This is a genomic window from Pseudomonas sp. PGPPP4 (assembly GCF_002256045.1).
Classification (GTDB): Bacteria; Pseudomonadota; Gammaproteobacteria; order Pseudomonadales; family Pseudomonadaceae; genus Chryseomonas; species Chryseomonas oryzihabitans.
Window position 1 is genome coordinate 19827 of the sequence record NZ_NKID01000014.1, and the last position, 23866, is coordinate 43692.

General features: G+C 67.8%; 18 protein-coding genes and 1 pseudogene. 7 read left to right on the plus strand and 12 right to left on the minus strand.

The annotated features are described in order from the left end of the window. Positions 1-11: 11 nt before the first annotated feature. From CFE50_RS20105 to CFE50_RS20120, 4 genes and pseudogenes are all read right to left on the minus strand, one after another. Complete coding sequence (locus tag CFE50_RS20105) at positions 12-1208, minus strand: efflux RND transporter periplasmic adaptor subunit (RefSeq protein WP_286737050.1); 1197 nt, start codon at positions 1206-1208, stop codon at positions 12-14. A gap of 346 nt (positions 1209-1554) precedes the next feature. Next, complete coding sequence (locus tag CFE50_RS20110) at positions 1555-2133, minus strand: YceI family protein (RefSeq protein WP_007161692.1); 579 nt, start codon at positions 2131-2133, stop codon at positions 1555-1557. 35 nt (positions 2134-2168) lie between these two features. Continuing rightward, entirely contained in the window at positions 2169-2723 is a 555-nt protein-coding gene (locus tag CFE50_RS20115) for a cytochrome b (RefSeq protein WP_027598427.1), read from the minus strand. 139 nt (positions 2724-2862) lie between these two features. Then, positions 2863-4414: pseudogene (locus CFE50_RS20120) on the minus strand (flavin monoamine oxidase family protein); the annotation flags it as partial. Positions 4415-4648: 234 nt separating this feature from the next. Here CFE50_RS20120 and CFE50_RS20125 point away from each other — a divergent pair. The 3 genes from CFE50_RS20125 (at position 4649) to CFE50_RS20135 (ending at position 7518) form a co-directional block, all read left to right on the plus strand. Beyond that, positions 4649-6049, plus strand: a complete 1401-nt coding sequence (locus CFE50_RS20125) for an adenosylmethionine--8-amino-7-oxononanoate transaminase (protein WP_241807618.1) — start codon at positions 4649-4651, stop codon at positions 6047-6049. A 13-nt stretch (positions 6050-6062) separates the two neighbouring features. After that, complete coding sequence (locus tag CFE50_RS20130) at positions 6063-6791, plus strand: 16S rRNA (uracil(1498)-N(3))-methyltransferase (RefSeq protein ID WP_241807619.1); 729 nt, start codon at positions 6063-6065, stop codon at positions 6789-6791. Between the two features lie 67 nt (positions 6792-6858). Beyond that, positions 6859-7518, plus strand: coding sequence for an HAD-IA family hydrolase (locus tag CFE50_RS20135; protein ID WP_241807620.1), 660 nt, complete (start codon positions 6859-6861; stop codon positions 7516-7518). Here the strand turns inward: CFE50_RS20135 and CFE50_RS20140 are convergent. The 8 genes from CFE50_RS20140 to pilG all read right to left on the minus strand — a co-directional run bounded on the left by CFE50_RS20140 (position 7515) and on the right by pilG (position 20637). Beyond that, positions 7515-7982, minus strand: coding sequence for a chemotaxis protein CheW (locus CFE50_RS20140; RefSeq protein WP_007161686.1), 468 nt, complete (start codon positions 7980-7982; stop codon positions 7515-7517). The two genes, CFE50_RS20135 and CFE50_RS20140, sit on opposite strands and share 4 nt — an antisense overlap. Positions 7983-7993: 11 nt before the next feature. Beyond that, the gene (locus CFE50_RS20145) at positions 7994-9013 is read right to left on the minus strand and encodes a chemotaxis protein CheB (protein ID WP_286737052.1); all 1020 of its coding nucleotides are present in this window, start codon (positions 9011-9013) and stop codon (positions 7994-7996) included. Further along, positions 9006-16124 (minus strand): hybrid sensor histidine kinase/response regulator, encoded by a 7119-nt coding sequence (locus CFE50_RS20150; RefSeq protein WP_286737053.1) that lies wholly within the window; start codon positions 16122-16124, stop codon positions 9006-9008. The genes CFE50_RS20145 and CFE50_RS20150 overlap by 8 nt, the downstream gene beginning before the upstream one ends. 11 nt (positions 16125-16135) lie before the next feature. Beyond that, positions 16136-16984 carry a CheR family methyltransferase gene (locus tag CFE50_RS20155; protein ID WP_286737054.1) on the minus strand — a complete coding sequence of 283 codons (849 nt, stop codon included), beginning with the start codon at positions 16982-16984 and terminating at the stop codon, positions 16136-16138. Between the two features lie 61 nt (positions 16985-17045). Further along, positions 17046-19076, minus strand: a complete 2031-nt coding sequence (locus CFE50_RS20160) for a methyl-accepting chemotaxis protein (protein WP_286737055.1) — start codon at positions 19074-19076, stop codon at positions 17046-17048. Between the two features lie 161 nt (positions 19077-19237). After that, positions 19238-19774, minus strand: coding sequence for a chemotaxis protein CheW (locus CFE50_RS20165; RefSeq protein ID WP_158893609.1), 537 nt, complete (start codon positions 19772-19774; stop codon positions 19238-19240). Positions 19775-19823: 49 nt separating this feature from the next. After that, a complete protein-coding gene (pilH, locus tag CFE50_RS20170) occupies positions 19824-20189 on the minus strand; it encodes a twitching motility response regulator PilH (RefSeq protein ID WP_007161680.1) in 366 nt (121 codons plus the stop codon). Positions 20190-20229: 40 nt separating this feature from the next. Further along, entirely contained in the window at positions 20230-20637 is a 408-nt protein-coding gene (gene pilG, locus CFE50_RS20175) for a twitching motility response regulator PilG (RefSeq protein WP_007161679.1), read from the minus strand. A gap of 220 nt (positions 20638-20857) precedes the next feature. Between pilG and gshB the strand changes: the two genes are divergently transcribed. The 4 genes from gshB (at position 20858) to ruvX (ending at position 23864) form a co-directional block, all read left to right on the plus strand. Beyond that, on the plus strand, positions 20858-21808 hold the full coding sequence (gene gshB / locus CFE50_RS20180) for a glutathione synthase (RefSeq protein WP_286737057.1): 951 nt from the start codon (positions 20858-20860) through the stop codon (positions 21806-21808). Positions 21809-21911: 103 nt separating this feature from the next. Then, positions 21912-22790, plus strand: a complete 879-nt coding sequence (locus tag CFE50_RS20185; protein WP_286737058.1) for a TonB family protein — start codon at positions 21912-21914, stop codon at positions 22788-22790. 55 nt (positions 22791-22845) lie between these two features. Further along, complete coding sequence (locus CFE50_RS20190; RefSeq protein WP_007161676.1) at positions 22846-23415, plus strand: YqgE/AlgH family protein; 570 nt, start codon at positions 22846-22848, stop codon at positions 23413-23415. Then, complete coding sequence (gene ruvX / locus CFE50_RS20195) at positions 23412-23864, plus strand: Holliday junction resolvase RuvX (protein WP_007161675.1); 453 nt, start codon at positions 23412-23414, stop codon at positions 23862-23864. Before CFE50_RS20190 ends, ruvX begins: the two co-directional genes overlap by 4 nt. The last annotated feature ends 2 nt before the right edge of the window (positions 23865-23866 follow it).

A 23866-nucleotide genomic window follows, 5' to 3' on the forward strand; every position in this document is an offset into this window, starting at 1 on the left:
GGGCGCTCCCCTTACTGAGCCTGACCCGCCGGCTTCTGCTCGGCGGAGGCGATGTTGCTCGCCGGCTTGGCGGTGACGGTGGCGCCCGGCTTGATCTTCTGCAGGCCCTCGGTGATGACCTTGTCACCCGCCTTGAGGCCGTCGGTGACCAGCCAGTCGGAGCCTACGGTACGCTCGGTCTTGAGGATCCGCTGCTCGACCTTGCCTTCGCCGTTGACCACCATGGCGGTGGGCTGGCCCTTGATGTCGCGGGTCACGCCCTGTTGCGGCACCAGCAGGGCATTCTGGCGGACGCCGGACTGCAGCTGGGCACGCACGAACATGCCGGGCAGCAGCAGCTTGTCGGGGTTGGGGAATTCGGCGCGGATGATCACCGAGCCGGTGCCCTGATCCACCGAGACCTCGGCGAACTTGAGCTTGCCGGAACGGCTGTAGGCGCTGCCGTCCTCCAGCATCAGCTTGACCTCGGCGGCGTTCTCGCCCTGCACCTTCTGCAGCTGACCGCTGTCCAGTTCGCGACGCAGGCGCAGCAGGTCGGTGGCGGACTGGGTCACGTCGACATAGATGGGATCGAGCTGGGTGATGCTGGTCAGGGCGCTGGTCTGGTCGGCGGTGACCAGGGCGCCTTCGGTCATCATCGAGCGACCGATGCGGCCGGAAATGGGCGCGGCGACCTTGGTGTAGGCCAGGTTGATCTCGGCGTTGCGCAGGGCGGCCCGGGCCGATTCCACCTGGGCTTCGTTCTGCCGCTGCATGGACAGGGCGTCGTCCGCTTCCTGCTTGCTGATCGCCTGCTCCTTGACCAGGGCGCCATAGCGCTGGGCCTTGAGCCGGTTGGAGGCCAGGGTCGCCTGGGCCTGGGCCAGCGAGGCCTTGGCCGAGTTGACGTTGGCTTCGTAGGTGCGCGGATCGATCTGATAGAGCTGGGTGCCGGCCTTAACGTCGGCGCCCTCGGTGAAGTAGCGCTTGAGGAGGATGCCGCTGACCTGGGGACGCACCTCGGCGATGCGGAAGGCGGCGGTGCGCCCGGGCAGTTCGTCGGTCAGGGTCACGGTGCGGGGCTGCATCGTCACCACCCCGACCTCCGCGGGCTTCTGCTGCTGTTGCTGCTGCTGGTCCTTGTTGTCCTGCTTGCCGCAGGCGCCCAGGGCCAGGGCCACGGCCAGCAGGGCGGGAGCGAAAAAGGCATGCGCCGGCTTGATCTGCATATCAAAAGTCCTTGAAAGCGGGGAAATGAGCATGCGCAGCGCGCCTTGTGGATCCGCACCGGCTCGAGCATAGGAATTATTATCAGACAAATATACTTACGTTCACGACTGTTTGTAAATAACCCAAGTGCCATGCTCGGGTATCGCGCCGGCGGCTCCGGCGCCTCGTGAAAACGGCTATTCCTACGACATCAGGCCCAGGCGACCGACCTCGGTAGCAGACCATCAGGCTGAAGGCGAGTTCTGCCAGGGGATCGCCCTGGCGCCCGCCCCCTCACCAAAAACGACCAGGCACAAAAATGCCGGACGAATCCGGCATCTTTGGTTACAACCTGAGGGCGTCCCGTTACTGGCGTACCCCTTCGAAGGACAGCATGAATTCCACTTCCTGGGATTTCGGGCCGAGGTCCTTCTGGATGTTGAAGTCCTTGAGCTTGAGGGTGGTGGTGCCCTCGAAGCCGGCGCGGTAGCCGCCCCACGGATCCTTGCCCTCGCCCATGAAGTGGGCCTTGATGGTGACCGGCTTGGTCACGCCGTTCAGGGTCAGGTTGCCGGTGACGTCGGCGGTGCCGTCGCCGGTGGGGGTGACCTTGGTGGATTCGAAGCTGGCCTGGGGATGGGCGGCGACGTTGAGGAAGTCGGCGCTGCGCAGGTGCTTGTCACGCTCGGCGTGGTTGGTGTCGACGCTGTCGGTGTTGATGGTCACCTTGATCTTGTCGGCGGACGGATCCTTGGCATCGAAGCTGAAGTTGCCGTCGAAGTCCTTGAAGGTGCCGTACAGCCAGCTGTAGCCCAGGTGCTGAATGCGGAACTGGATGAAGGCGTGCTGGCCCTGCTTGTCGATCTTGTAATCGGCGGCCATGGCCTGGCCGGCGCCCAGCAGAGCGGTACCCAGGGCCAGGGCGGCAACGGTTTTCTTCAGCATTGGATGGAGCTCCATGTGGTGGTGGGAAGCGAACATCAGGAAGGGGTATGGACGCGGCCGAGCATGCGCACCAGGGTGCCGTCGCGGTCGACGAAATGGTGCTTGAGCGCGGCCAGCACATGCAGGCCGGCCAGGACGATCAGCGTCCAGGCGAACCAGAGGTGGATCTTGCCGGCGGTGTCGGCCTGGTCCGGCAGGCCGCTCAGGGTCGCCGGTACCTTGAACCAGCCGAAGACATCGATGGCCACGCCATCGGCGGTGGAGATCAGGTAACCGGCCACCATGACGCTGAGCATCAGGGCATACAGCAGGAAGTGCCCGGCACCGGCGGCGCGGCGCACCAGGGGGCTGCCCTCCACCGGCGGCGGCGGACTGACCAGGCGCCAGAGCAGGCGCAGCACCAGGGCGATCAGCAAGAGGATGCCGGCGCTCTTATGCAATTCGGGGGCGGTGTGGTACCAGGTGTCGTAGTAGTCCAGGGTGCGCATCCACAGGCCGGAGGCGAACATGGCAACGATCGCCAGGGCCATGACCCAATGCAGAACCAGACTTACCAGACCGTAGCGAAGGCCATCGTTGCGCCAGTGCATCGCTTTTCTCTCCTGAAAAAGCTTTGCCTAAGCCTAGCCGCAAACGTATCGATGGAAAGCGGAAAAAGTATCGAATCAATATCGAAGGAATCGATGGATCGGACGGGGCGCGAAGGCCCCTTCCGCTCCGGCCCGGAGGCTGCGCAGGGGCAGCGTCCGGGCGCGGGCCTGGATCAGAACGACCAGTGGAACAGCTTCCAGAAGAAGCCGTGCTCGCCACTGTCCTTGGCCGGCGCGGCGTCGACGGCCTTGGGCGCGGCAGCCGGCTGAGCCGGGGCCTTGGCGCTGGCGACGACCGGGACCACGGCCTTGCCGGCCTTGAGATCGCGGACCTGGCCGGCGGCGCGCTGACCGCTGGCCAGGGCGCCTTCCAGGGTGCCCGGATGCAGCGGATCGGTGTGCTCACCAGCAAAGATCACCCGGCCGGTGGGCTTTTCCCACAGCCGCCAGTAACGGGTGATCTGGCCCGGACCATAGGCCAGGTAGGCACCGCCCACACCCGGATCGCGGCTGTAGCGACGGACTTCGTAGCCGGAGAAGGCACCGCGCGCCTTGGGATAGAGGGCGTGGAAGCGGATCAGCACCTGATCGACCATCTGCTTGTCGCCAAAGGCCTGCACCAGGCGCGCACTGTCGCCGGCCAGGTTGACCAGCACATTGGCGCCGCCCTTGACGTCCGGCTCCACCCACAGCATGCCCAGGCCCTGGTCGCTGTAGATCTCGCCGCTCATGCGCGACTTGCTGTCCCACACCGGGGTCTTGAACTTGAGCAGGATCTGGTCGCGCCAGCCGTAGGTGGTGCCCTTGATGGCGGCCTGCTGGGTGGCGTCCAGCGCCGGGGTCATCTGCACCTGGCCGAGGGCGCGCAGCGGCACCGCCATCACCACGTAGTCGGCCTTGTAGCCGTTGGCGCCGGCCTTGACGGTCACGCCACTCGGATCCTGGACGATGCTCGACACCTTGCTGTCCGTCTTGATCGTCTTGATCTGCTTGACGAAGGCCTGGGCCAGGACGTCGCTGCCGCCGGGCAGCCGCGCGGCGCGCAGGTCCTTGTCCTCGACGCCGCGATAGACGCGGGTCTGCTGGGCCAGATAGAGCAGCGACAGCCGCGAGGGCTCGTCGTAGCGCACGCGGATGCGCTGGTTGATCAGCTGGCGGGCCACCGGCGGCAGATTCTGCTTGTCCAGCCAGGTGGCGGCATTGATCTGGTCGAGGGCGTGCAGAGTCGGGGTGGCGGTCGGCTGCAGCGGATCGCTGATGGCGGCGGCCAGGTCGTCCAGGGACTTGTCGACGCGCTTCAGGGCATCGGCCACGGCCGGCATCTTCTGCGCCAGGTCGTCCTGGGAATAGTACTGGCCTTCGATCAGATAGCCCGGGGTGCGCACAAAGGACGGCGCGTCCACGGTCTTGAGCTTGAAGGTGTCCAGGTAGTGGTTGAGCACCGGCTGGGCCTTGGTGTCGCCGATCCATTCGCTGGAGGCGAGACCGGAGCGACCGCCGACGCGCGCGCCGGCCTCCAGCAGGGTCACGTTCCAGCCGGCCTGCTGCAGTTCATAGGCCGAGGCCAGACCGGCCATGCCGGCACCGACCACGATCACCGAGGGACCACTGGGCGCGACGGGCGCCGCGGCAGCCTTCTCCGGCGCCTTGTGCGACTCTTTATGGGCCTTCTCGGCAGCGCCTGCGCTCAGGCTGGTAGCGAATACGCCGGCTGCCAAGCAGACGGTAAAACCTGTCCAACGCGACGACATCTTTTCTAGACTCCTGGGACCGGGAAACGGCGGTGGCGCAGCATACGCCAGCGGCCCCGGGGCAACCAGACGGCGCCATGACCGGCAATCGGCCCGCGCCTTGCTCCCGTCGCGCGCCCTGGCTTAGGCTTGCGCCCCCTTTTTATCGCCGGGCCCACCGCCAGGAGACCGCCAATGACCAATCACGACTGGATGCGCCGTGACCTGGAGGTGCTCTGGCACCCCTGCACCCAGATGAAGGATCACGAGCAGCTGCCGGTGATCCCGATCCGCCGTGGCGAAGGCGTCTGGCTGGAGGACTTCGACGGCAAGCGCTACCTGGACGCCGTCAGCTCCTGGTGGGTCAATGTCTTCGGCCACGCCAATCCGCGCATCAACGACCGCATCAAGGCCCAGGTCGATCAGCTGGAGCACGTCATCCTCGCCGGCTTCAGCCACCAGCCGGTGATCGAACTGTCCGAGCGCCTGGTCGCCCTGACCCCGGCCGGTCTCGACCGGGTGTTCTACGCCGACAACGGCTCCTCGTGCATCGAGGTGGCCCTGAAGATGAGCTACCACTACTGGCGCAACGTGGGCCAGCCGGACAAGCGCCGCTTCGTCACCCTGACCAACAGCTACCACGGCGAGACGGTGGCGGCCATGTCGGTGGGCGACGTGGCGCTGTTCACCGAGACCTACCAGGGCCTGTTGCTGGACACCCTCAAGGTGCCGAGCCCCGATTGCTACCTGCGCCCCGAGGGCATGGATTGGGAGGAGCATTCGCGGCAGATGTTCGCGCACATGGAGCGCACCCTGGCCGAGCACCACGCCAGCGTCGCCGCGGTCATCGTCGAGCCGCTGATCCAGGGCGCCACTGGCATGCGCATGTACCACCCGGTCTATCTGCGCCTCCTGCGCGAGGCCTGCGATCGCTATGGCGTGCACCTGATCCACGACGAGATCGCCGTGGGCTTCGGTCGCACCGGCACGATGTTCGCCTGCGAACAGGCCGGCATCCGCCCGGACTTCCTCTGCCTGTCCAAGGCCCTCACTGGCGGCTACCTGCCGCTGGCCGCCTGCCTGACCACCGACGCGGTCTACCAGGCCTTCTACGACGACTACCACACCCTGCGCGCCTTTCTGCATTCCCACAGCTACACCGGCAATCCGCTGGCTTGTGCCGCCGCCCTGGCGACGCTGGACATCTTTGCCCAGGACGACGTCATCGAAGCCAACAAACCCCTGGCCCGACGCATGGCTGAGGCCACCGCGCACCTGGCCGAGCATCCCCAGGTCGGCGAGGTGCGCCAGACCGGCATGGCCCTGGCCATCGAGATGACCGCCGACAAGGCCCGCCGCACGCCCTACCCCTGGCAGGAGCGCCGCGGCCTGGCCGTCTACCAGCACGCCCTCTCCCGCGGCGCCCTGTTGCGGCCGCTGGGCAACGTGGTCTACTTCCTGCCGCCCTATGTGATCACCCCCGAGCAGATCGACTTCCTCGCCGAGGTGGCGAGCGAAGGCATCGACCTCGCCACCCGCACCTCGGTCAGCGTCGCCCTGAGCGACCTGCACCCCAACCACCGCGATCCCGGCTGATCTGGAGTCCGCCATGCGTCTCACCCGCTGCCACCTCGACCTGCCCCTGGCCCTCGGCCGTCTCGACCTGCCCGAGGCCCAGGCCCACTACCTGGGCCGCGTGCTGCGCCTGGCGCCGGGGGATGCCGTGCAACTGTTCGACGGCAGCGGCCGCGAATACCTCGGCCAGGTCGCCGAGGTGGGCAAGAAGACCCTCAGCGTCGAGCTCACCGAAGAGCTGCCCGGCCAACCCGATTCGCCGCTGCGGATCCACCTCGGCCAGGGCCTGTCCCGCGGCGAGCGCATGGACTGGGCGATCCAGAAGGCCACCGAACTGGGCGTGGCCGAGATCACCCCGCTGGTCAGCGAGCGCTGCGAGGTGCGCCTCAAGGACGAGCGCGCCGACAAGCGCCTGCAGCACTGGCGCCAGGTCGCCATCAGCGCCTGCGAACAGTGCGGTCGCTCCACGGTGCCGCTGATCCATCCGCCGCAGTTGCTGGCCGACTGGCAGGCCACGCTGGACGCCGATCTCAAGCTGGTCCTACACCCGGTGGCCGAGCCTCTGGAAAGCCATGCCCGCCCCACTCGCCTGGCCCTGCTGATCGGGCCCGAAGGCGGCCTGAGCGAGGCCGAAGTCACGGCCGCCCGCGCCGCCGGTTTCCAGCCGGCCCGCCTGGGGCCGCGGGTGCTGCGCACCGAGACCGCGCCGGTGGTGGCCCTGAGCGTGGCCCAGCAACTCTGGGGTGATTTCCAGACCCCCTGATCTGCCCTTCGGGCCGCCGCCCCACGGCAGTCCGTCCCTTTCCCCACGGATAGTTTTGGAGCCCCGGATGACCCTGCCCTCTCGCCCCTACGCCGCCTTCCTGTTCGACATGGACGGCACCCTGCTCACCAGCGTGGCCTCCGCCGAACGCGCCTGGAGCACCTGGGCCCTCGGCCATGGCCTCGATCCGGCGGACGTCCTCGCCGTGATGCACGGGGTGCGGGCGGTGGAGACGGTCAGGCGCTTCGCCCCGGCGGGCGCGGACATCGACGCCGAGACCCGCGCCATCACCGAACTGGAGATCGCCGACGTCGCCGACATCCAGGAAATCCCCGGCGCCGCGGCCTTTCTCGCCAGCCTCCCTGCCGGCAGCTGGGCGCTGGTCACCTCGGCCTCGCGCCGGCTGGCCGAAGTGCGGCTCGCCGCGGCTGGCATGGCCCTGCCGCCGGTGATGATCTGCGCCGAAGACGTCACCCAGGGCAAGCCCGCGCCGGACTGTTTCCTGGCGGGTGCGCGCAAGCTGGGGGTGGCGATCGGCGACTGCCTGGTGTTCGAGGATGCCCACGCCGGCTTTGCCGCGGCCAAGGCCGCCGGCGCCGATGCGGTGGCCATCACCGCGACCCATCGCCAGCCGCTGGACCTGGGGCTACCGACCCTGGCCGACTACCGCGGCGTCGGCATCAGCCGTGACGAAGATGGCGCCCTGCGCCTGATCCAGAAGGACTAGAACACACCCGCGGCGGCGAGGCGCTCTTCCACCCCGATCAGATCGGGAATGCGCGCCGTGCCGCCTTCGTAGGCCACGGCGCCTAGTTCCAGGGCGGCCAGGGGCACCTCGGCGGCGACCAGCTCGGGGGTGATGCGCAACGAGCGCGGAATGCTGCGGATCAGCAGCGCCAGGAAGCGCACCCGCTCGCGCCCGCCCAGGGCGTTGAGGATGGCCACCCGCGCATGGCGATCGCCATCGAATTGCGCGGCGCTGCCACTGGACAGCGCCTCGAAACTGATCAGCGGCAGACGCAGGTCGCGCCAGGCCACCTGGCCCAGGCACCAGTCGGGTTGCACCGGCAATGGCCGGATCTCGCGACAGGGCACCAGCTCGGCCACCGCCGCGTTGGGCAGCAGCAGGGTGCGATCGGCCAGGGTCAGCAGCAGACCGGTCAGGTGTTCGGCGGGCGCGGCGGTCGACATCGGGGATTCCTTCAGCTTTGCTGCTCGGCCAGGCGCGCCACCAGGGCTTCGGCCAGGCCGCGGGGATCGGCGGTAAGGGTCGCGAGACCCGATTCGCGCAGGCTTTCCGGCATGCTCGGGGCGATGCAGGTGCTCGCCGACTGGGTCCAGAGCGTGCCACCGCGCCGCCGCACATAGGGCGCCGAGGCGGTGCCGTCGTTGCCCATGCCGCTGAACACGATGACCCCGCAGCGCGCGCCGAAGTGCTGCGCCAGGTTGAGCATCATCTGGCTGATCGACGGCGTATAGGGCTCGGGCCAGGCGCGCTCGACGATGTCCAGGGCGCCGTTGGCCCGGAAGGTCAGCTCCTGCTGGGTCGGCACCACCACCACCTCGCCACAGCGCACCGGCTCACCCGGGCGCACGCCCTGGATGTGCCACTGACTGTGCCGGCCGACCGCACGCAGCAGGTTGGCGGCAAAGCCGTCACCGATGTGCTGCGCATAGAGAAAGCCGACCGGCAGACCGCCCGGCAAGGCATCGAGAAAGGCCTTCACCGCCGCCGGACCGCCCAGGGAGGCGGCCAGCAACCAGACCTCGGGAGCCGGATCGCCGGCGGGCAGCGGCAGATTGGCCAGGGGTTCCGGCAGGCTCAGGCGCGGCGGTCGCGGCTGGTCCTGCAACAGGGTCTCCAGGGCCGGACCGACCGCCGCCACCGGATCGCCGATCAGCCGCTTGAGCTTGCCGATCAGGCGTTTCTCCCACTGGGTGAAGGGATCGGTGAAGCGCTCCGGCGCCTGGCCTTCGCCGAACAGGATGGGCACCTCGGCTCCCTCCAGCAGCGCGTCCACCAGCGGCGATTCCTCGGTCTGGCTCAGGTCGATCAGCCACAGGTCGGTCGCGACCGAGGGCCAGGCCGCTTCGTCGAAGCGCTCCGGATCGCTGTTGAGGACGACGTGATAGCCATTGTCGGCCAGCACCTGCTGCAGCACGTGACGCTGCAGCGGACTGTCGGCCAGGATGGCGACGCGGGCGGTGTGCATCTCAGTCATGTTCCCTGACCAACCGATGGATGTGGGCCAGGAGTTCGCTCTCCTGGTAGGGCTTGCCCAGGTATTCGTTCACGCCCAGGCTCAGCGCCCGCTCGCGGTGTTTTTCCCCGGTACGGGAGGTGATCATCACGATCGGCAGGTCCTTGAGGCGCGCATCGTGGCGCACCAGGGTCGCCACCTCGAAGCCGTCCATGCGCGGCATCTCGATGTCCAGCAGCAGGATGTCCGGCTGCCGCTCCTGCAACTGGGCGATGGCGTCCACCCCGTCCTTGGCGGTGAAGACCTCCATGCCGTGGCGTTCCAGCAGGCGGCTGGTGACCTTGCGCACCGTGACCGAATCGTCGACCACCATGACCAGCGCCGGTCGGGTGACCTCGGCCACGGTGGCCGGACCCTGCGCCAGCCGCGCCAGCTCTTCGCCACTGGCGCGCTGACTGCGGATCATCGCCAGCAGGTCGAGAATCACCACCACGCGCCCGTCCCCCAGCAGGGTGGCACCGGACAGACCCGGCACCCCGGCGAATTGCGGACCCAGGCTCTTCACCACGATCTCCCGCGAGCCGGCCACCGCATCCACCTGCACGGCCACCGCGTATTCGGCGGCGCGCACCAGCACTACCGGCAGCGGCAGACTCTGGCCGCTCAGCTTGGGCTGCTGGCCGTTGCCAAGCAGGTGCCCCAAATAGCGCAGGTCATAGTGCTGGCCGCCGTATTCGAAGGTGCCCGCCCCCGGACGGTAATAGCGTTCGAGATCGGCCGCGGTCACCCGCACGATGCCTTCGATGGTGTTGAGCGGCACGGCATAGAGGTCGTCGCCGGCATGCACCATGAGCGCGCGGTTCACCGACACGGTGAACGGCAGGCGAATGGTGAAGCGCGTCCCCTCGCCCGCCACGCTGTGGATGTCCATGTTGCCGCCGAGCTGCTTCACCTCCTGGTGCACCACGTCCATGCCCACGCCCCGCCCGGAGATCTGGGTGACGGTCGGCGCGGTGGAGAAGCCCGATTCGAGGATGAATTGCAGCAGCTCCTCATCGGCGAGCTGCGCGTCTTCCGCCATCAGGCCGCGCTCGATGGCCTTGCGGCGTACCGCGGCCAGGTCGATGCCACGGCCGTCGTCGGCCAGGGTCAGGATGATGTCGCCACCTTCGCGGCGCAGATCCAGGCTGATCACGCCTTCGGCCGGCTTGCCGGCGCGCTGGCGTCCGGCGGCGTCCTCGACGCCGTGGTCGATGGCGTTGCGCAGCATGTGCTCCAGCGGCGGAATGATCCGCTCGAGCACCGTGCGGTCCAGCTCGCCTTCGGCGTTGCCGACCCTGAGCTCGATCGGCTTGTCCAGTTCGGCGCTGACCTGGCGTACCACCCGGTGTAGTCGCGGCACCATGCGTTCGAAAGGCACCATGCGCGTCTGCATGAGGCTTTCCTGCAGCTCGGTGTTGACCCGCGCCTGTTGCAGCAGCAGGGTCTCGGCATCGCGATTGCGCTGGCCCAGGGTGTTCTTCAAATCCAGGAGGTCGGACGCCGACTCGAACAGGGCGCGGGACAGCTGCTGCAGCTGGGAATAGCGATCCAGCTCCAGGGGGTCGAAATCCTCGTAGCCGGCGCGATCCACGTCTTCGTGGTGACGACTGATGATCTGCGCCTGGGTCTCGGTATCCAGCCGGCGCAGCTGATCGCGCACCCGCTCGATGGTGGCTTCCATCTCGCCTAGGGTGGTGCCGATGTCGCTGACCTGCTGTTCGACGCGACCGCGGAAGATCGAGGTCTCGCCGGCCAGGTTGACCAGCTGCTCCAGCAGCGCGGCCGGTACCCGCACCAGCTCCTGGGACGAACGCCGCTGCGCCGCCTGCTGGCGGACCTGCTGCAGGCGTTGCACGAAGGGCAGTGGCGCCACTGGGGCCGCGGGTGTCTTGGCCGCGACCATGACGGGGGCCGCCGCGCTGTCTTGCTCAGGCAGGGCAACAGGCAGGCCCTCGACGGCGGGCTCGACGTCCGGGTCGGCAGGCGCCTCCTCCTCGGCGACATCCGCGACCGGTGGCTGCTCAGCCTCGCGCGGTGCGTCCGGTTCGGCCTCGGCCATCTCGACCGGCTCGGCCGTCGCACTCGCCTGGGCGGCGGCCGGCAGCGACAGCTGGGCGACCGCCAGTTGCAGCCCGTCGACGCCCTGGGTCGCCAGGGCGCGTACCCGTTCGCGGTCGCCCTCGCTCAGCCCCACGGCGAGCGAGCGCAATTCCGCCAGTTGCTGTTCCAGTTCATGGGCCTGCTCGCCCAGGCCGTGCAGACCGGCCAGGCGCGCGCCACCCTTGAGGGTATGCAGGCAGCGCAGCAATTCGTCCACCGCCACATCGGGCGCGGCCGACCAGTCCGCCAGGGCCTCGTCCATGCTGACCAGCAGGTCCTGGGCTTCCTCGATGAAGATCTCGAGGATTTCCGCATCGGTGTCGGCGTCGAAGACCGGTGCCGCCACCACGGCCGCGGCGGTCACGCCGGTCGCCAGCGGCTCGCCGCGGTAGTCGCGCAAGGCCGCGATGAGATCGGCGGCCGGGAGCGGGGTCTCGTCCCGGGCCAGGGCTTCGAGTTGCTCGTGCAGGCGGTCATGGCAGCGCTGCAGCAGGTCGCCCAGCTCCGCGCCGGGCTTGATCCGTCCGCGCGCCAGTCCTTCGTAGAAGGTCTCCAGGGCATGGGCGAGATCGCCGATGGCATCCACCTCGGCCAGCCGCGCACCGCCCTTGAGGGTGTGCAGGTCGCGCAGTAGGGATTCCAGTTCGAGACTGTTGTGCGGCTCGGCTTCCCAGGCGCGCAGCGAGGTCGCCATGCTGTCGAGCAGGTCGCGACTCTCTTCGATGTAGATGGCCAGCAACTCGGCGTCGGGACCTTCCTCCGCCTCCGGCGCAGTCGCCATGGGCGCCGGCTCTCGGAGCGCGGACTCGGCGTCTGCCGGGTGCTCCGCGAGCGATTCGCCGAGTGCGGGCTCGCTCGGGGCCGATCCGCTGTCGTCCAGCACCGGCAGGTCATCGAGATGACCGCTACGGATCCGCTGCAGGCGCTCGACCTGATCGGCATGCTCGCTGACCGGCTCCCCCGCCGCCAGTTCTTCGAGCTGCGCTGCCAGGCAGCCATGGGCGTCACTCAGGGGCTGGGCCAGTTCGGCACCGCCAGCGAGACGGCCATCGAGCAGGCCTTCGTAGATGGCGTCCAGCTCCGTGGCCAGGTGCGCGACCGGCGCCACCCCGGCGAGGTGGGCGCCGCCCTTGAGGGTATGCAGATCGCGCTGCAGGGTGCCGAGGTGGAAGCGCTGCTGCGGCTCCACCAACCAGCGTTTCAATGCCCGGTCAGCGCTGTCCAGGAGATCCTGGGCCTCTTCGAGGAAGATCAGCTGCATTTCCGGATCGACGGGCTCGGCAGCCTCGGGCTCGACCGCCGCCGGCTCGCTGTCCGCTGCCAGCGGCTGCGGCGCTTCCGGCCGCTCGAGGTCAGGCTCGGCTTCGGCTTCGGCTTCGGCTTCGGCTTCGGCTTCGGCTTCGGCTTCGGCTTCGGCTTCGGCTTCGGCTTCGGCGGGCAGTTCGACGTCCAGCGCCCGCTCGGGTGCCACCGGCGTGGCCGTTGCCGGATCGAACAGCGCTTCGGGTTCGGGCTCGGCCAGCAGGCTGGTGTCCGCCATGGGCAACCCGGCGAGAATGCCGGCCAGCAGGCCGCGCAGGCCCTGGATGCGTTCCTCGCTGGGCGTCGCCCGCATGCCACCGGCCAGCTGATTGAGCATGCTGATCAGGGCTTCCTGGGCCTCTTCCGCCTCGCGGAAGAAGGCTGCATCGGCGGGCAGCGAACCGCTCGCCGCGGCGGCATAGACCACCTGCAGGGCTTCGGCCAGTTGCTCGACATCGGCCAGCCCGACCCGGGCGGCTCCGTCGGCAAAGGTGTTCAGGCGTTCGGCCAGCAGATCCGGGCAGGCGGCCAGATCACCGTCGGTGCGCCAGGCATGCAGGCGCTCGTCGGCTTCCAGCAGCAGATCCATGGCCGGCATCAGGAAATCGGTCAGGCGCAGGACGTCACGCTGCTCCGGCAGCGGCGCCGCGGGGATCGGCAACTGGGGATTCAGCTCTTCCAGCAGCGCTTCGCAGCGCGCGATCACTTCCGCCGCACCCGCCAGCGGGGTCGCCAGCGACCCTTCGTCGAGTTCGGCCAGTCGCTGCTCCAGCAACTCGGCGCCCTGGGCGAGCAGGCCGCACTCGGGTTCGGCGAAGGCGACATGGGCGAGCTTGTATTCCTTGGCCAGCCGCTCCAGCGCCGACGCCAGCTCGGCCATCGGCGAACTGCCCGCCATGTGGGCACTGCCCTTGAGGGTGTGCAGGGCGCGCAGGAGATTGTCGGAGACCGGCTGGGCACTGCCGGCGTCGGCCGACTCGAGGAAACGGCGCACGGTTTCCAGATGCGCCTGGGCTTCGGTGCGGAAGATATCCAGCAGCTGGGTATCGGCTTCGGCGACGGCAGGTGCAGGTACAGGGATCGCGGATTCGATGACCTCTGCCACGGGCAGCGCAGCTGCCGCTGACTGGGCTGTACTGCCTGCCGGCGCTCGCTCGGGCAGGGCTTCGTTGCGGGCCAGCGCATGGGCGGCGTGGGCCAGCCAGTCGACGTCGTCGCGTTGCCGTTGACGATCCGCAGCGTATTCCGCGACCAGCTCCGGCAGCAGCGCGCAGGTCTGTTCGACCACCGTCTGCACGGCAGCGCTGTGCGCGACGCTGTGATCCAGCCGGCGATTGAACAGATTCTCCAGCGCCCAGGCCAGTTCGCCGATGACCAGCGCCTGGACCATGCGGCCACTGCCCTTGAGGGTGTGGAAATTGCGCCGCAATTCACTCAGCGCGGTGCGCTGCTCGGGCTCGGCCTGCCAGGTCGGCAGCCAGCGCTCCAGTTCGGCCTGGACCTCGCCGGCCTCTTCGATAAAGACCTCGCGCAGCTCCTCCTCGACCGGCTCGGCATCGGCCGCGGGCGGCAGCAACGCCTGCGGCACCTGCGCCGCCGGAGGATTGATGGGATTGACCGGCGCCGCCAGCACCTCGGCGATCGCCTCGGCATCGGGGGTCGCCGGCGGCAGGCTGTCCAGCTCGATGCCGGCCAGCAACTCCTCGGGCTCTGCACTCTCAGGCTCGGCCTCGGCCTGCGGCGCTTCATCGGTCACCGCGGCCGCGTCCTCTTCGTCCGCCTGGGGCGCGGAGGTCGGAGGCTCCTGGGCTGCGGCGGGCTCAAATTCGACCAGGAATTCATCGTCGGCGTCCGCAGGCTCCTCGACCGACAGGGCGGTAGGTTCCAGCGCCTCTTCGGCCACCGGCTCCGCCGGCGACGGCGTTTCTTCGGGCAGCGCCTGAGGCGGCGGCTCGACGTCGCCGGAGGCCAGGGGCGCGGCCGCCGCCTCGTCTTCGCCAGCCGCCCTGGGCGGATAGCCGAGGGCGATGAGACTTTCGTCGGCGATGTCGAGAATCATGTCGTGGGGCGTGGACGGGTCTTCCGCCAGGCGCTCCAGGTAGTACTCGACGCTGGTGATGGCGTCGGCCAGGGTGTCCAGACTCTGCCAGTCGGGCACGGCCTGCTTGCCCAGCAGCTGCTGGCAGATGTAGTCGTTGGCCGCCTGCACCTGGGCCGCGGCCCGTTCCAGCGGAATCATCGCCAGGCCGCCACGGACCTGGGTCAGCAGCAGGGGCACCGACTCCAGGTGGACATGGTTCCACTGGGAGGCGATGAACTCGATGATGGCGTCCTTGGATTGCTCCAGGCCGTTGCGCGCCTCGCGCACCACCACCCGATGCAGCTGATCGATGTCGGTGGTGGGCAGCCGGCTCTCTTCGGCATCGCCGACCTCGTTGCCACTGACCATGCCGGCCAGGGTGGCTTCGACATAGAGCAGCGCCCCGGCGATATCCATCAGGGCGGCGTCGCTGGCTTCGCGCACGCCCTCGGCCAGTTCGGCCACGGCTTCGTGCTGTTCCAGCACCACCTTGCGCGGCTGGCCGAAGCCCAGCACCGCCAGGGTATCGGCGATCTGCTTGAGCGGCGCCAGGAGGCCGCGCAGGCTGCCGGGCTGCTGGCGATCGCTGCGCACGAACAGGTCCAGGCTGTCCTTGATCTGTACCAGCTCTTCGCAGAGCGCGGTCACCACCGAGCGCATGGCTTCGCGATCCGGGCCGACGATGCGCGAACGCTCGAAGCCCACCAGCTCGGCATCCGGCAGGGCCTCGTCGAGACGATAGTGCGCCTTGAGCGCGGCGATGCGCGGACTCTGCACCGGCGCCTTGGCCAGGTAGAACAGCAGATTCTTCAGCAGATCGGCCGGCGCCGGCTGGTTGAGGGTGGTCACCCCATCGCTGATGAGTCGCTTGAGCTCACGATCCAGTTGCCGGAGCAGACCGCGGATCGAGCTGCTGTTGTCCAGCTCGCCGGCCTGCAACAGCTCGGTCAGACCCGCCGCCACCGGCCAGAGGGCGCCAAAGGGCGAGCCGGCGCAGAGCTGATCCAGCCGCTCGAAGACCCGCAGCAGATAATCCAGGTGCAACTGGACGTCGCGGTCGCGGAACAGTCCGACCTGGGCGCCCTGCAGCGCCTGGCGCAGCTTGCGCAGGCGCGGCAGCCAGTCCGGCGCCGCGCGGTCGGCCAGTTCGGCATCGCTCAGCGACAGCGGCGTGGCGGACAGATCCGGCGAGAACAGGCTGGTTTCCGAGAGCAGCTTTTCCCCGCGCGCCGAGCGCAGGTCGTTGAGCAGCGGCAGGATGGCCAGTGGCAGATCGCGGCGGGCCTCCAGGACCCGGTCCAGATAGGGCGGCACCTGCAGGATGGCCTGCATCAGGACTTCCAGCGCCTCGTCCGAGCTGTTCACCCGTTCTTCGTGAAGGGCCTGCAGCAGCAGCTCCATCTCTTCGGCGAGCAGCGCGGCGCCATAGAACTCCACCATTTGCAGGGTGCCGTAGACCTGGTGCACATAGGTCCGGCAGAAACCCAGGCGGCTACGGTCGTGCGGGTTGTCGACGAACGCCTCGAGCGCCTTGCGGGCCTGCTGCAAGGTTTCGGCGATCTCTCCCTTGACCCACTCGAGGGCTACGTAGTCGTGTCGATCGATCATCTCGGCTCCTGTCATGCCGGGGGGCTTACCTGGCGGGTGAACGCCAGGACTTCGGGATGATCGACGGGTACCAGTTGCGGGTGGCTCCAATTGCTCACCTCACCGACACCCAGGACCAAGAGCCCACCCGGTGCAAGCCGCTGGACCAGCTGGTTGAGCAGGTCTCGACGCAGCCAGCGGCGGAAATAAATCAGCAAGTTCTGACAAAAAATGACATTGAGCCCCTGCAAGGGGGCCTGCCCCAGCTCCAGCACATTGAGTCGGGCGAAGCACAGTCGCTCCGCCAGGCCCGCGACGACTTCGAAACTGCCGTCCGCCTGAGCACGGAAATAGCGCTCGCGCAGGCCGGCAGGCACTCCAGCGAGCCGCTGCAGGCTGTAGGTCCCCTGCCGCGCCTGGCGCAGGGCTTCGCTGCTGATGTCGGTACCGGTCAGGGCGAACGTCAGGGCGCGCGCCTGCCGCGCGAGCACTTCGGCGGTGCTGATGGCCATCGAAAAGGCTTCCTCGCCACTGGCACACCCCAGACTCCAGAGGGTCAGACTATCGCCCTCGGCGGTCTTGGCGAACTCGTTCACATAGGTTTCCAGCAGCGCGAAGGACGGTGGATGGCGAAAGAAGCGGGTAGCCTGGATGGTCAGTCGATCAAGCAACCGCACCCATTCGATGCGCCCGCCAATGCCCGCGCAGACGATCTGGTAGTAGCTGTCGTAGTCCGCGATCGCCAGTTCGCGCATGCGCGCGGCCAGCTGGATCTGCAGAAAGCTGCGCTGGCGATCGTCCAGCACCATGCCGGCACGGGTTTCCAGCAACTGTCGCCAACGCTCGAAGTCCGCATCCGGCAGCTCGGGAGCACGGCGCAACGCCCAACTCGACTCCCCCACCCCGTCTCCCCCTCGCCACACCGCGATGTGGCCGCAGTGTTCAGCCCAGCGGCTGCTCGTTCGGCAGATTGAAGCCCGAGACCGAACGCCGCATCTCGCTGGCCAGCTTGGCCAGTTCGCCGATGCTGCGCGCGGTGGCGGTGGTGCCGGCCGAGGTCTGCGAGGTGATCTCCTGAATCACGTTCATGGTGCTGGAGATGTGGCTGGCGGACGAAGACTGCTGGCGCGCGGCATTGGAGATGTTCTGGATCAGTCCGGCGAGGCTCTGGGATACCTTCTCGATCTCTTCCAGGGCCACACCGGCGTCCTGGGCCAGGGCGGCCCCGCGCACCACTTCCGAGGTGGTCTGCTCCATGGAGATGACCGCTTCGTTGGTGTCGGTCTGGATCGCCTTGACCAGAGCCTCGATCTGCTTGGTGGCGCCGGAGGAACGTTCGGCGAGGCGCTGGACCTCGTCAGCGACCACGGCGAAGCCGCGGCCGGCATCACCGGCCATGGAGGCCTGGATGGCGGCGTTCAGGGCCAGGATGTTGGTCTGGTCGGCGATGTCGTTGATCAGGCCGACGATGTCGCCGATCTCCTGGGAGGATTCGCCCAGGCGCTTGATCCGCTTGGCGGTGTCCTGGATCTGCTCGCGAATGCTGTCCATGCCGATGATGGTGTTGTGCACCACCTGGTTGCCCTTGTTGGCGATGGCCACGGAACGCTCCGCCACCGCGGTGGATTCGGAGGCGTTGGTGGATACCTGGTCGATGGACACGGCCATCTCGTTGATCGCCGCGGAAGCCCCGGCGATTTCCTGGGCCTGGTGTTCCGAGGCCTCGGCCAGCACGGTGGCGGTGTCCTGGGACTCCTGGGCGGCGGCGGCCACCTGGACGGCGGTCTGGTTGATGGTCTCCACCAGTTCGCGCAGCTGGTCGATGGAGTAGTTGATGGAGTCGGCGATGGCGCCGGTGAAGTCTTCGGTCACCGTGGCCTGCACGGTCAGGTCACCGTCGGCGAGGTCGGCGATTTCGTCCAGCAGGCGCAGAATGGCAGTCTGGTTGCGCTGGTTCTTCTCGTCGGTCTCGGCCAGGCGGCGGCGGGTGTCGCGGACCAGGATGTAGCCGATGCAGAGGATGGCGCCGAGGGCGATGAATACCAGCAGGTAGCTGCCCACGGTGTTGATCTTGCGGCTCTGGGCCAGCGACGCGTAGCCGGCGCTCAGGTCCGAGGCGGAACCGAGCAGCGCCTGGGAACCGCGGTAAATCAGGCCCACGGCGGAACGGATCTGCAGCAGTTCGGGCGAGGTCGCGAGGATCTCGTCGACGTTGCCGGAGACGAATTCGAACAGCTTGTTGGCTTCGTTCAGACGGCCGACCGCCTCGGGATCGGTGATCTTGGCGATGCCCATGGAGGCATTGCCTTCGCGCATGGCCTTGAGCACCCGGCCGAACAGACTGGCGTCGCGACCAAAGCTGTCGGCCGCCTGCACGGCGGCTTCGTCGCCGGTGAGGATCTTGTTGATGGCGCCAAGGATCCGCTCGGCGAGCAGTGCCTGACGCTGGGCCACCACCACCTGACTGGCGGGCGCGCCGCGCTCGATCAGGATGTCGACGATCTCTTCGTTCTCGACCTGCAGCTGGGGAATGGTGTCGGCCAGGGCGCCGGACAGCTGGTGTAGGGACAGCACGGTCTGCTCGCTGCCGAGCATGGTATCGACCTGCTTGCGCTGGGTCTCCCACTGGGACTCTAAGGTATCCAGCCGCGGACCCAGAATTGCTGGCGACGGCGGCAAGCCGGTCTGCGGATCGCCGCTGCGCAGGATGTTCAGGCGGCGCTCGAACTCGGCACGGGCCTGGCGCAGGTCCTTGAAGGCTTCGGCCTTGCCGGTCGCGGCCTCACTGGCGCTCTTGGCCAACTGCTGCGAGAGGATGCGCAGCTCGGTGGCCTGGCCCTGGTACTGGTTGTCGTAGTTGGTCTGGGTGCCCAGGTACGCGAAGTTGGCGAACAGCAGCACGATCGCGACGATCAGCACCACGAACATGCCCGCGACCCACGCGTTGAGTTTCCCGGTATTGAGTTTGTTCATCAGCGGCCCCCGCCTGGACCTTGGTTCCTTTAGTTCTATCCTTGTCGGTCGCCGGACCGGTTCGCTTGAAGCCGGTGCTCGTCGCCCTACCCCCACCCGTCGGCGACGGCTCCTGCCATCCCGACCCCGATCCGCCTTGCAGCGTCCGGACCTCCGACCCGCTAGGCCGCGACGTCCATGAACTCGGGATGCTCGACCAAGGCGCGCGGGCTGCAGACCAGCCAGGGCACGTCGCGTTGGAAGACACCTTCCAGAAAGAAGTGCAGGCCCGCCGGCACGCTGTCGGCGTGCTCGCGATAGGCCTCGATGTCGAAATGCTGCATCCCCAGGACTTCGTCAACCGCCAATCCGACGAAGAGGTCGCCATGGTCGACGATCAGGATGCGCCGCTGTTTGCGCAGGGCCTGGATCTTCACCCCGAGGAATTGCCCCAGGTCGGCGATCGGCAGCAGGCGACCGCGCACGTTGGCCACGCCCTTGAGCCACGGCTTGACGCCGGGTAGCGCGGTGAAACGCGGCTCCGGCAGGATCTCGCTGACCTCGCCCATGGGAATCACGAAGCGCAATTCACCGAGGCGAAAGCCGATACCGCTCCAGCTGCGCTGGTTTTCCTGCTGCGCCGGCAGGCCGGCCGCCCGCTCGCGGCAGCGCAGGTCGATCAGGCGCAAGAGTTCGTAGGGCGTGGAGGCGTCGCTCATAGGATTCCCTGCCCAGTGGGGCGCTGCCGCGAGAAACGGACGAAAGACCTCAGCCTTGCAGGACACCCGCCAGGGTGCGCAGCAGGGTGTCTTCGTCGATGGGCTTGGTGAGGTAGTCCTTGGCGCCCTGACGCTTGCCCCAGACCTTGTCGGTTTCCTGGTCCTTGGTGGTGACGATGACCACCGGAATGTGGCTGGTCTCGGCATCCTTGGTCAGCTGCCGGGTGGCCTGGAAGCCATTGAGGCCGGGCATGACGATATCCATGAGGACCGCATCCGGCTTCTCCTGGCGGGCCAGGGCGACGCCGTCGGCACCGTTCTCGGCCTTGAGCACCTGATGCCCATGCTTTTCCAGCATGGCGGTGAGCTTGTACATCTCGGTGGGAGAGTCGTCGACGATCAGAATTCGAGCCATGAAAATTTCCTACTAGATTGAATCGCCCGCCTCAGGACACTCAGGACGCTTGTTCGAGCGGAGTGAAACTGGGGACGTGGGTCTTGATCGCACCGATCAGCTCTTCTTTGCTGAAGGGTTTGGTGAGGTACTGGTCAGAGCCGACGATGCGACCCTTGGCCTTGTCGAAGAGTCCGTCACGGGAGGACAGCATGATGACGGGCGTCGCGCGGAAGGCGCTGTTGTTCTTGATCAGCGCGCAGGTCTGATAGCCATCCAGTCGCGGCATCATGATGTCCACGAAGATGATGTGGGGATGACTATCGGCGATCTTGGCGAGCGCATCGAATCCATCGATGGCGGTGATGACCTCGCAGCCAACTTTCTTGAGCAGGGTCTCGGCGGTCCGACGAATCGTCTTCGAGTCGTCGATCACCATGACCTTCAGCCCTTCCGAATACTGTTCCATGTTCAAGCTACCAGCTCATCGTCGAGGAAACGTGAATGATGTCGATCCGGGCACTTTGGCGGCGCCTCTTTGTAGCACACAATACCGTGACGTACCACGCAGATCCCCTGGTGGCGGACCGCCGGCCCGCCCGCCACGACGATCGCGCAAGCATTGGCACTGGAGGGGATCGAAGGGCTATTCTGACGCCTTGCCCACGTACAACCGAGGTCTAGCGTCAATGAGTATCCGCCTGGGGATCGTCATGGATCCCATCGAACGCATCTCCTATAAGAAGGATAGCTCCATGGCCATGCTGTGGGCGGCCAAGGCGCGCGGCTGGACCCTGCACTATTTCGAGATTCAGGACCTGTACCAGGTCGATGGCGAGGCCCGCGGTCGCGGTCGGCAGCTGGACGTGTTCCAGGATCCGGAGCGCTGGTTCGCCTTTGGCGAGGACGTCGACCTGCCCCTGCGCGAACTGGACGTGATCCTGATGCGCAAGGACCCGCCCTTCGACAACGAATTCGTCTATGCCACCTACCTGCTGGAGCAGGCCGAGCGTGGCGGCACCCTGGTGGTGAATCGCCCGGCCAGCCTGCGCGACTGCAACGAGAAGTTCTTTGCCACCCTGTTTCCCGAGCTGGCGCCGCCGACCCTGGTCAGCCGCCGCGCCGACATCATCCGCGAATTCGCCCGCACCCATGGCGACGTCATCCTCAAGCCGCTGGACGGCATGGGCGGCAGCTCGGTGTTCCGCCACCGCGAAGGGGATCCCAATCTCTCGGTGATCCTCGAGACCCTGACCGCCCACGGCACCCAGCAGATCATCGCCCAGCGCTACCTGCCGGGCATCAAGGACGGCGACAAGCGCATCCTGATGATCAACGGCGAACCCGTGGACTATTGCCTGGCGCGCATTCCGGCCCAAGGCGAGACCCGCGGCAACCTGGCCGCCGGTGGCCGTGGCGTCGCCCAGCCGTTGTCGCCGCGGGATCGCGAGATCGCCGCCACGGTGGGCCCGGAACTGCGCAAGCGCGGCCTGCTCTTTGTCGGCCTGGACGTGATCGGCGAGCACCTGACCGAGATCAATGTCACCAGTCCGACCTGCATCCGCGAGATCGATGCGGCCTATGACACCCGCATCGCCGAGCGCCTCATGGACGTGATCGCGCAGCAACGCGCGGGCTGAGGCGAGGGTCCGTGCCGCCCGTGGCGGCATGGACAACCGCGGACACAATCCGCAGACTGGCGCCAGCCCTGCCGCGCGTCCTCTGCCCTTGCCGACCCAGTCAATGCCCAGCACCGCCTCCTCCCCCGCCAGCCAGGTTCGTCCCGCCGACCGCCTGGGCTTCACGCTGCTCATCGCGACCCTGCTGCACGTCGTGCTGATTCTAGGCGTCGGCTTTTCGCTGCCCGAGCCCACCCAGATCAGTCGTACCCTGGAGGTGACGCTGGCCAGCTTCAAGAGCGACGAGGCGCCCAAGCAGGCCGACTTCCTCGCCCAGGAGAACCAGCAGGGCAGCGGCACCCTGGACAAGGCGGCGGCCCCGAGCACCCCGGTGCAGGCGCCCTTTCACGACAGCGAGATCCGCCAAGCCGCGCCTCCGGCCCGCCCGCCCGCGGCGGATCGCGCCCAGGCGCCCAAGGCGGCGGTGACCACCCGCGCCGCGCGGCCGACCAAGGCCGAACCCAGTCGCGAGACCCCCGAGCGGGAGCAGCGCGATGCGCCGGCACCGGAGTCCGACAGCCAGGCCGCCGAACTCGCCAGCCTGGAGGCCCAGCTCGCCGAAGAGCGCCAGCAATACGCCAAGCGGCCGAAGATCTGGCGGATCAACGCCGCCTCGACGCAAAAGGACAAGGGCGCCCGCTACAAGGAAGAATGGCGGCGCAAGATCGAGCGCATCGGCAATCTCAACTACCCCGAACAGGCCAAGCGCGACCGCCTCTACGGCAGCCTGCGCCTGCTGGTGTCCATCAACAAGGACGGCTCGCTCTACGAGGTCCAGGTGCTGGAGTCCTCGGGGCGCCAGGTACTGGATCAGGCGGCGCTGCGCATCGTCCGGCTGGCGGCGCCCTTCGCCCCCTTCAGCGGCGATCTGGCCGACATCGACCGCCTGGAGATCATCCGCACCTGGCGCTTCGAGCGCGGCGACCGCCTGTCCAGTCAATAGCCCGGGACGCCGTTGGACTTGAAGCCGGACCGCGCAACCGGGAAACTTGCCGGTCATGAAGCCGACCTCCAGCACCACCCTACAGCACCAGCTCCTGATCGCCATGCCGCAGATGGACGATCCCAATTTCGCCGAGACGGTGATCTACCTCGTCGACCATGGCCCGGACGGCGCCATGGGCCTGGTGATCAACCGGCCCAATGGCCTGCACCTGGACGACCTGCTCGAACAGCTGCGTCCGGACATACCGGCCACCCCGGAAGACACCCGGGTCGTGCTCTATGCCGGCGGTCCGGTGCAGACCGATCGCGGTTTCGTCCTGCATGACGCCGGCCCGGTGTTCCAGAACACCCTGGAACTCGAAGAACTGAGCCTGACCACCTCGCCGGACGTGCTCTTCGCCCTCTCCGACGGCACCGGCCCGAGCCGCCACCTGATCACCCTGGGCTACAGCGGCTGGGGTCCCGGCCAGCTGGAAGAAGAACTCGCCGCCAATCTCTGGCTCACCACCCCGGCCACCAGCGCCCTGCTGTTCGAGACGCCGAGCGAGCAGCGCCTCGGCGCGGCCGCCGCCCTGCTGGGGGTCGATTTGCGCCTGCTCTCGCGCCAGGCGGGCCACGCATGAGCGCGCCCAGCGGTCTCTACCTGGGCTTCGACTACGGCACCCGGCAGATCGGCGTCGCCGTCGGCCAGGCCGTGACTGGCCAGGCTCGCGAGCTGCTCACCCTCAAGGCGCAGAACGGCGTGCCCGACTGGCAGCAGATCCAGCGCCTGCTGGACGAGTGGCGGCCCACCGCCCTGGTGGTCGGGCTGCCGCTGAACATGGACGGCACGCCCAGCGAGATGAGCGAACGCGCCGAACGTTTCGCCCGCCGCCTGCAGGGTCGCTACGGCCTGCCCGTACATACCCATGACGAGCGCCTCACCACCTATGCCGCCAAGGGCGAGCGCCTGCAGGGCGGTCAGCGCGACGGCTATCGCGAGCGCCCGGTGGATGCCCTTGCCGCCGCCCTTCTCCTGGAAGGCTGGCTGACCCAACAACTGGAACGGGCCGCGCGCCCGCAATCGGAGTAGCC

Bases quoted from the DNA above. Each gene is read 5' to 3' on its own strand.
- CFE50_RS20110 (WP_007161692.1), bottom strand. From the start codon at position 2,133: ATGCTGAAGAAAACCGTTGCCGCCCTGGCCCTGGGTACCGCTCTGCTG.
- CFE50_RS20165 (WP_158893609.1), bottom strand. From the start codon at position 19,774: ATGAGCGACGCCTCCACGCCCTACGAACTCTTGCGCCTGATCGACCTG.
- CFE50_RS20130 (WP_241807619.1), top strand. From the start codon at position 6,063: ATGCGTCTCACCCGCTGCCACCTCGACCTGCCCCTGGCCCTCGGCCGT.
- CFE50_RS20185 (WP_286737058.1), top strand. From the start codon at position 21,912: ATGCCCAGCACCGCCTCCTCCCCCGCCAGCCAGGTTCGTCCCGCCGAC.
- CFE50_RS20105 (WP_286737050.1), bottom strand. From the start codon at position 1,208: ATGCAGATCAAGCCGGCGCATGCCTTTTTCGCTCCCGCCCTGCTGGCC.
- CFE50_RS20190 (WP_007161676.1), top strand. From the start codon at position 22,846: ATGAAGCCGACCTCCAGCACCACCCTACAGCACCAGCTCCTGATCGCC.
- CFE50_RS20135 (WP_241807620.1), top strand. From the start codon at position 6,859: ATGACCCTGCCCTCTCGCCCCTACGCCGCCTTCCTGTTCGACATGGAC.
- CFE50_RS20160 (WP_286737055.1), bottom strand. From the start codon at position 19,076: ATGAACAAACTCAATACCGGGAAACTCAACGCGTGGGTCGCGGGCATG.
- CFE50_RS20115 (WP_027598427.1), bottom strand. From the start codon at position 2,723: ATGCACTGGCGCAACGATGGCCTTCGCTACGGTCTGGTAAGTCTGGTT.
- gshB (WP_286737057.1), top strand. From the start codon at position 20,858: ATGAGTATCCGCCTGGGGATCGTCATGGATCCCATCGAACGCATCTCC.
- pilG (WP_007161679.1), bottom strand. From the start codon at position 20,637: ATGGAACAGTATTCGGAAGGGCTGAAGGTCATGGTGATCGACGACTCG.
- CFE50_RS20150 (WP_286737053.1), bottom strand. From the start codon at position 16,124: ATGATCGATCGACACGACTACGTAGCCCTCGAGTGGGTCAAGGGAGAG.
- CFE50_RS20145 (WP_286737052.1), bottom strand. From the start codon at position 9,013: ATGACTGAGATGCACACCGCCCGCGTCGCCATCCTGGCCGACAGTCCG.
- CFE50_RS20140 (WP_007161686.1), bottom strand. From the start codon at position 7,982: ATGTCGACCGCCGCGCCCGCCGAACACCTGACCGGTCTGCTGCTGACC.
- CFE50_RS20125 (WP_241807618.1), top strand. From the start codon at position 4,649: ATGACCAATCACGACTGGATGCGCCGTGACCTGGAGGTGCTCTGGCAC.
- pilH (WP_007161680.1), bottom strand. From the start codon at position 20,189: ATGGCTCGAATTCTGATCGTCGACGACTCTCCCACCGAGATGTACAAG.
- ruvX (WP_007161675.1), top strand. From the start codon at position 23,412: ATGAGCGCGCCCAGCGGTCTCTACCTGGGCTTCGACTACGGCACCCGG.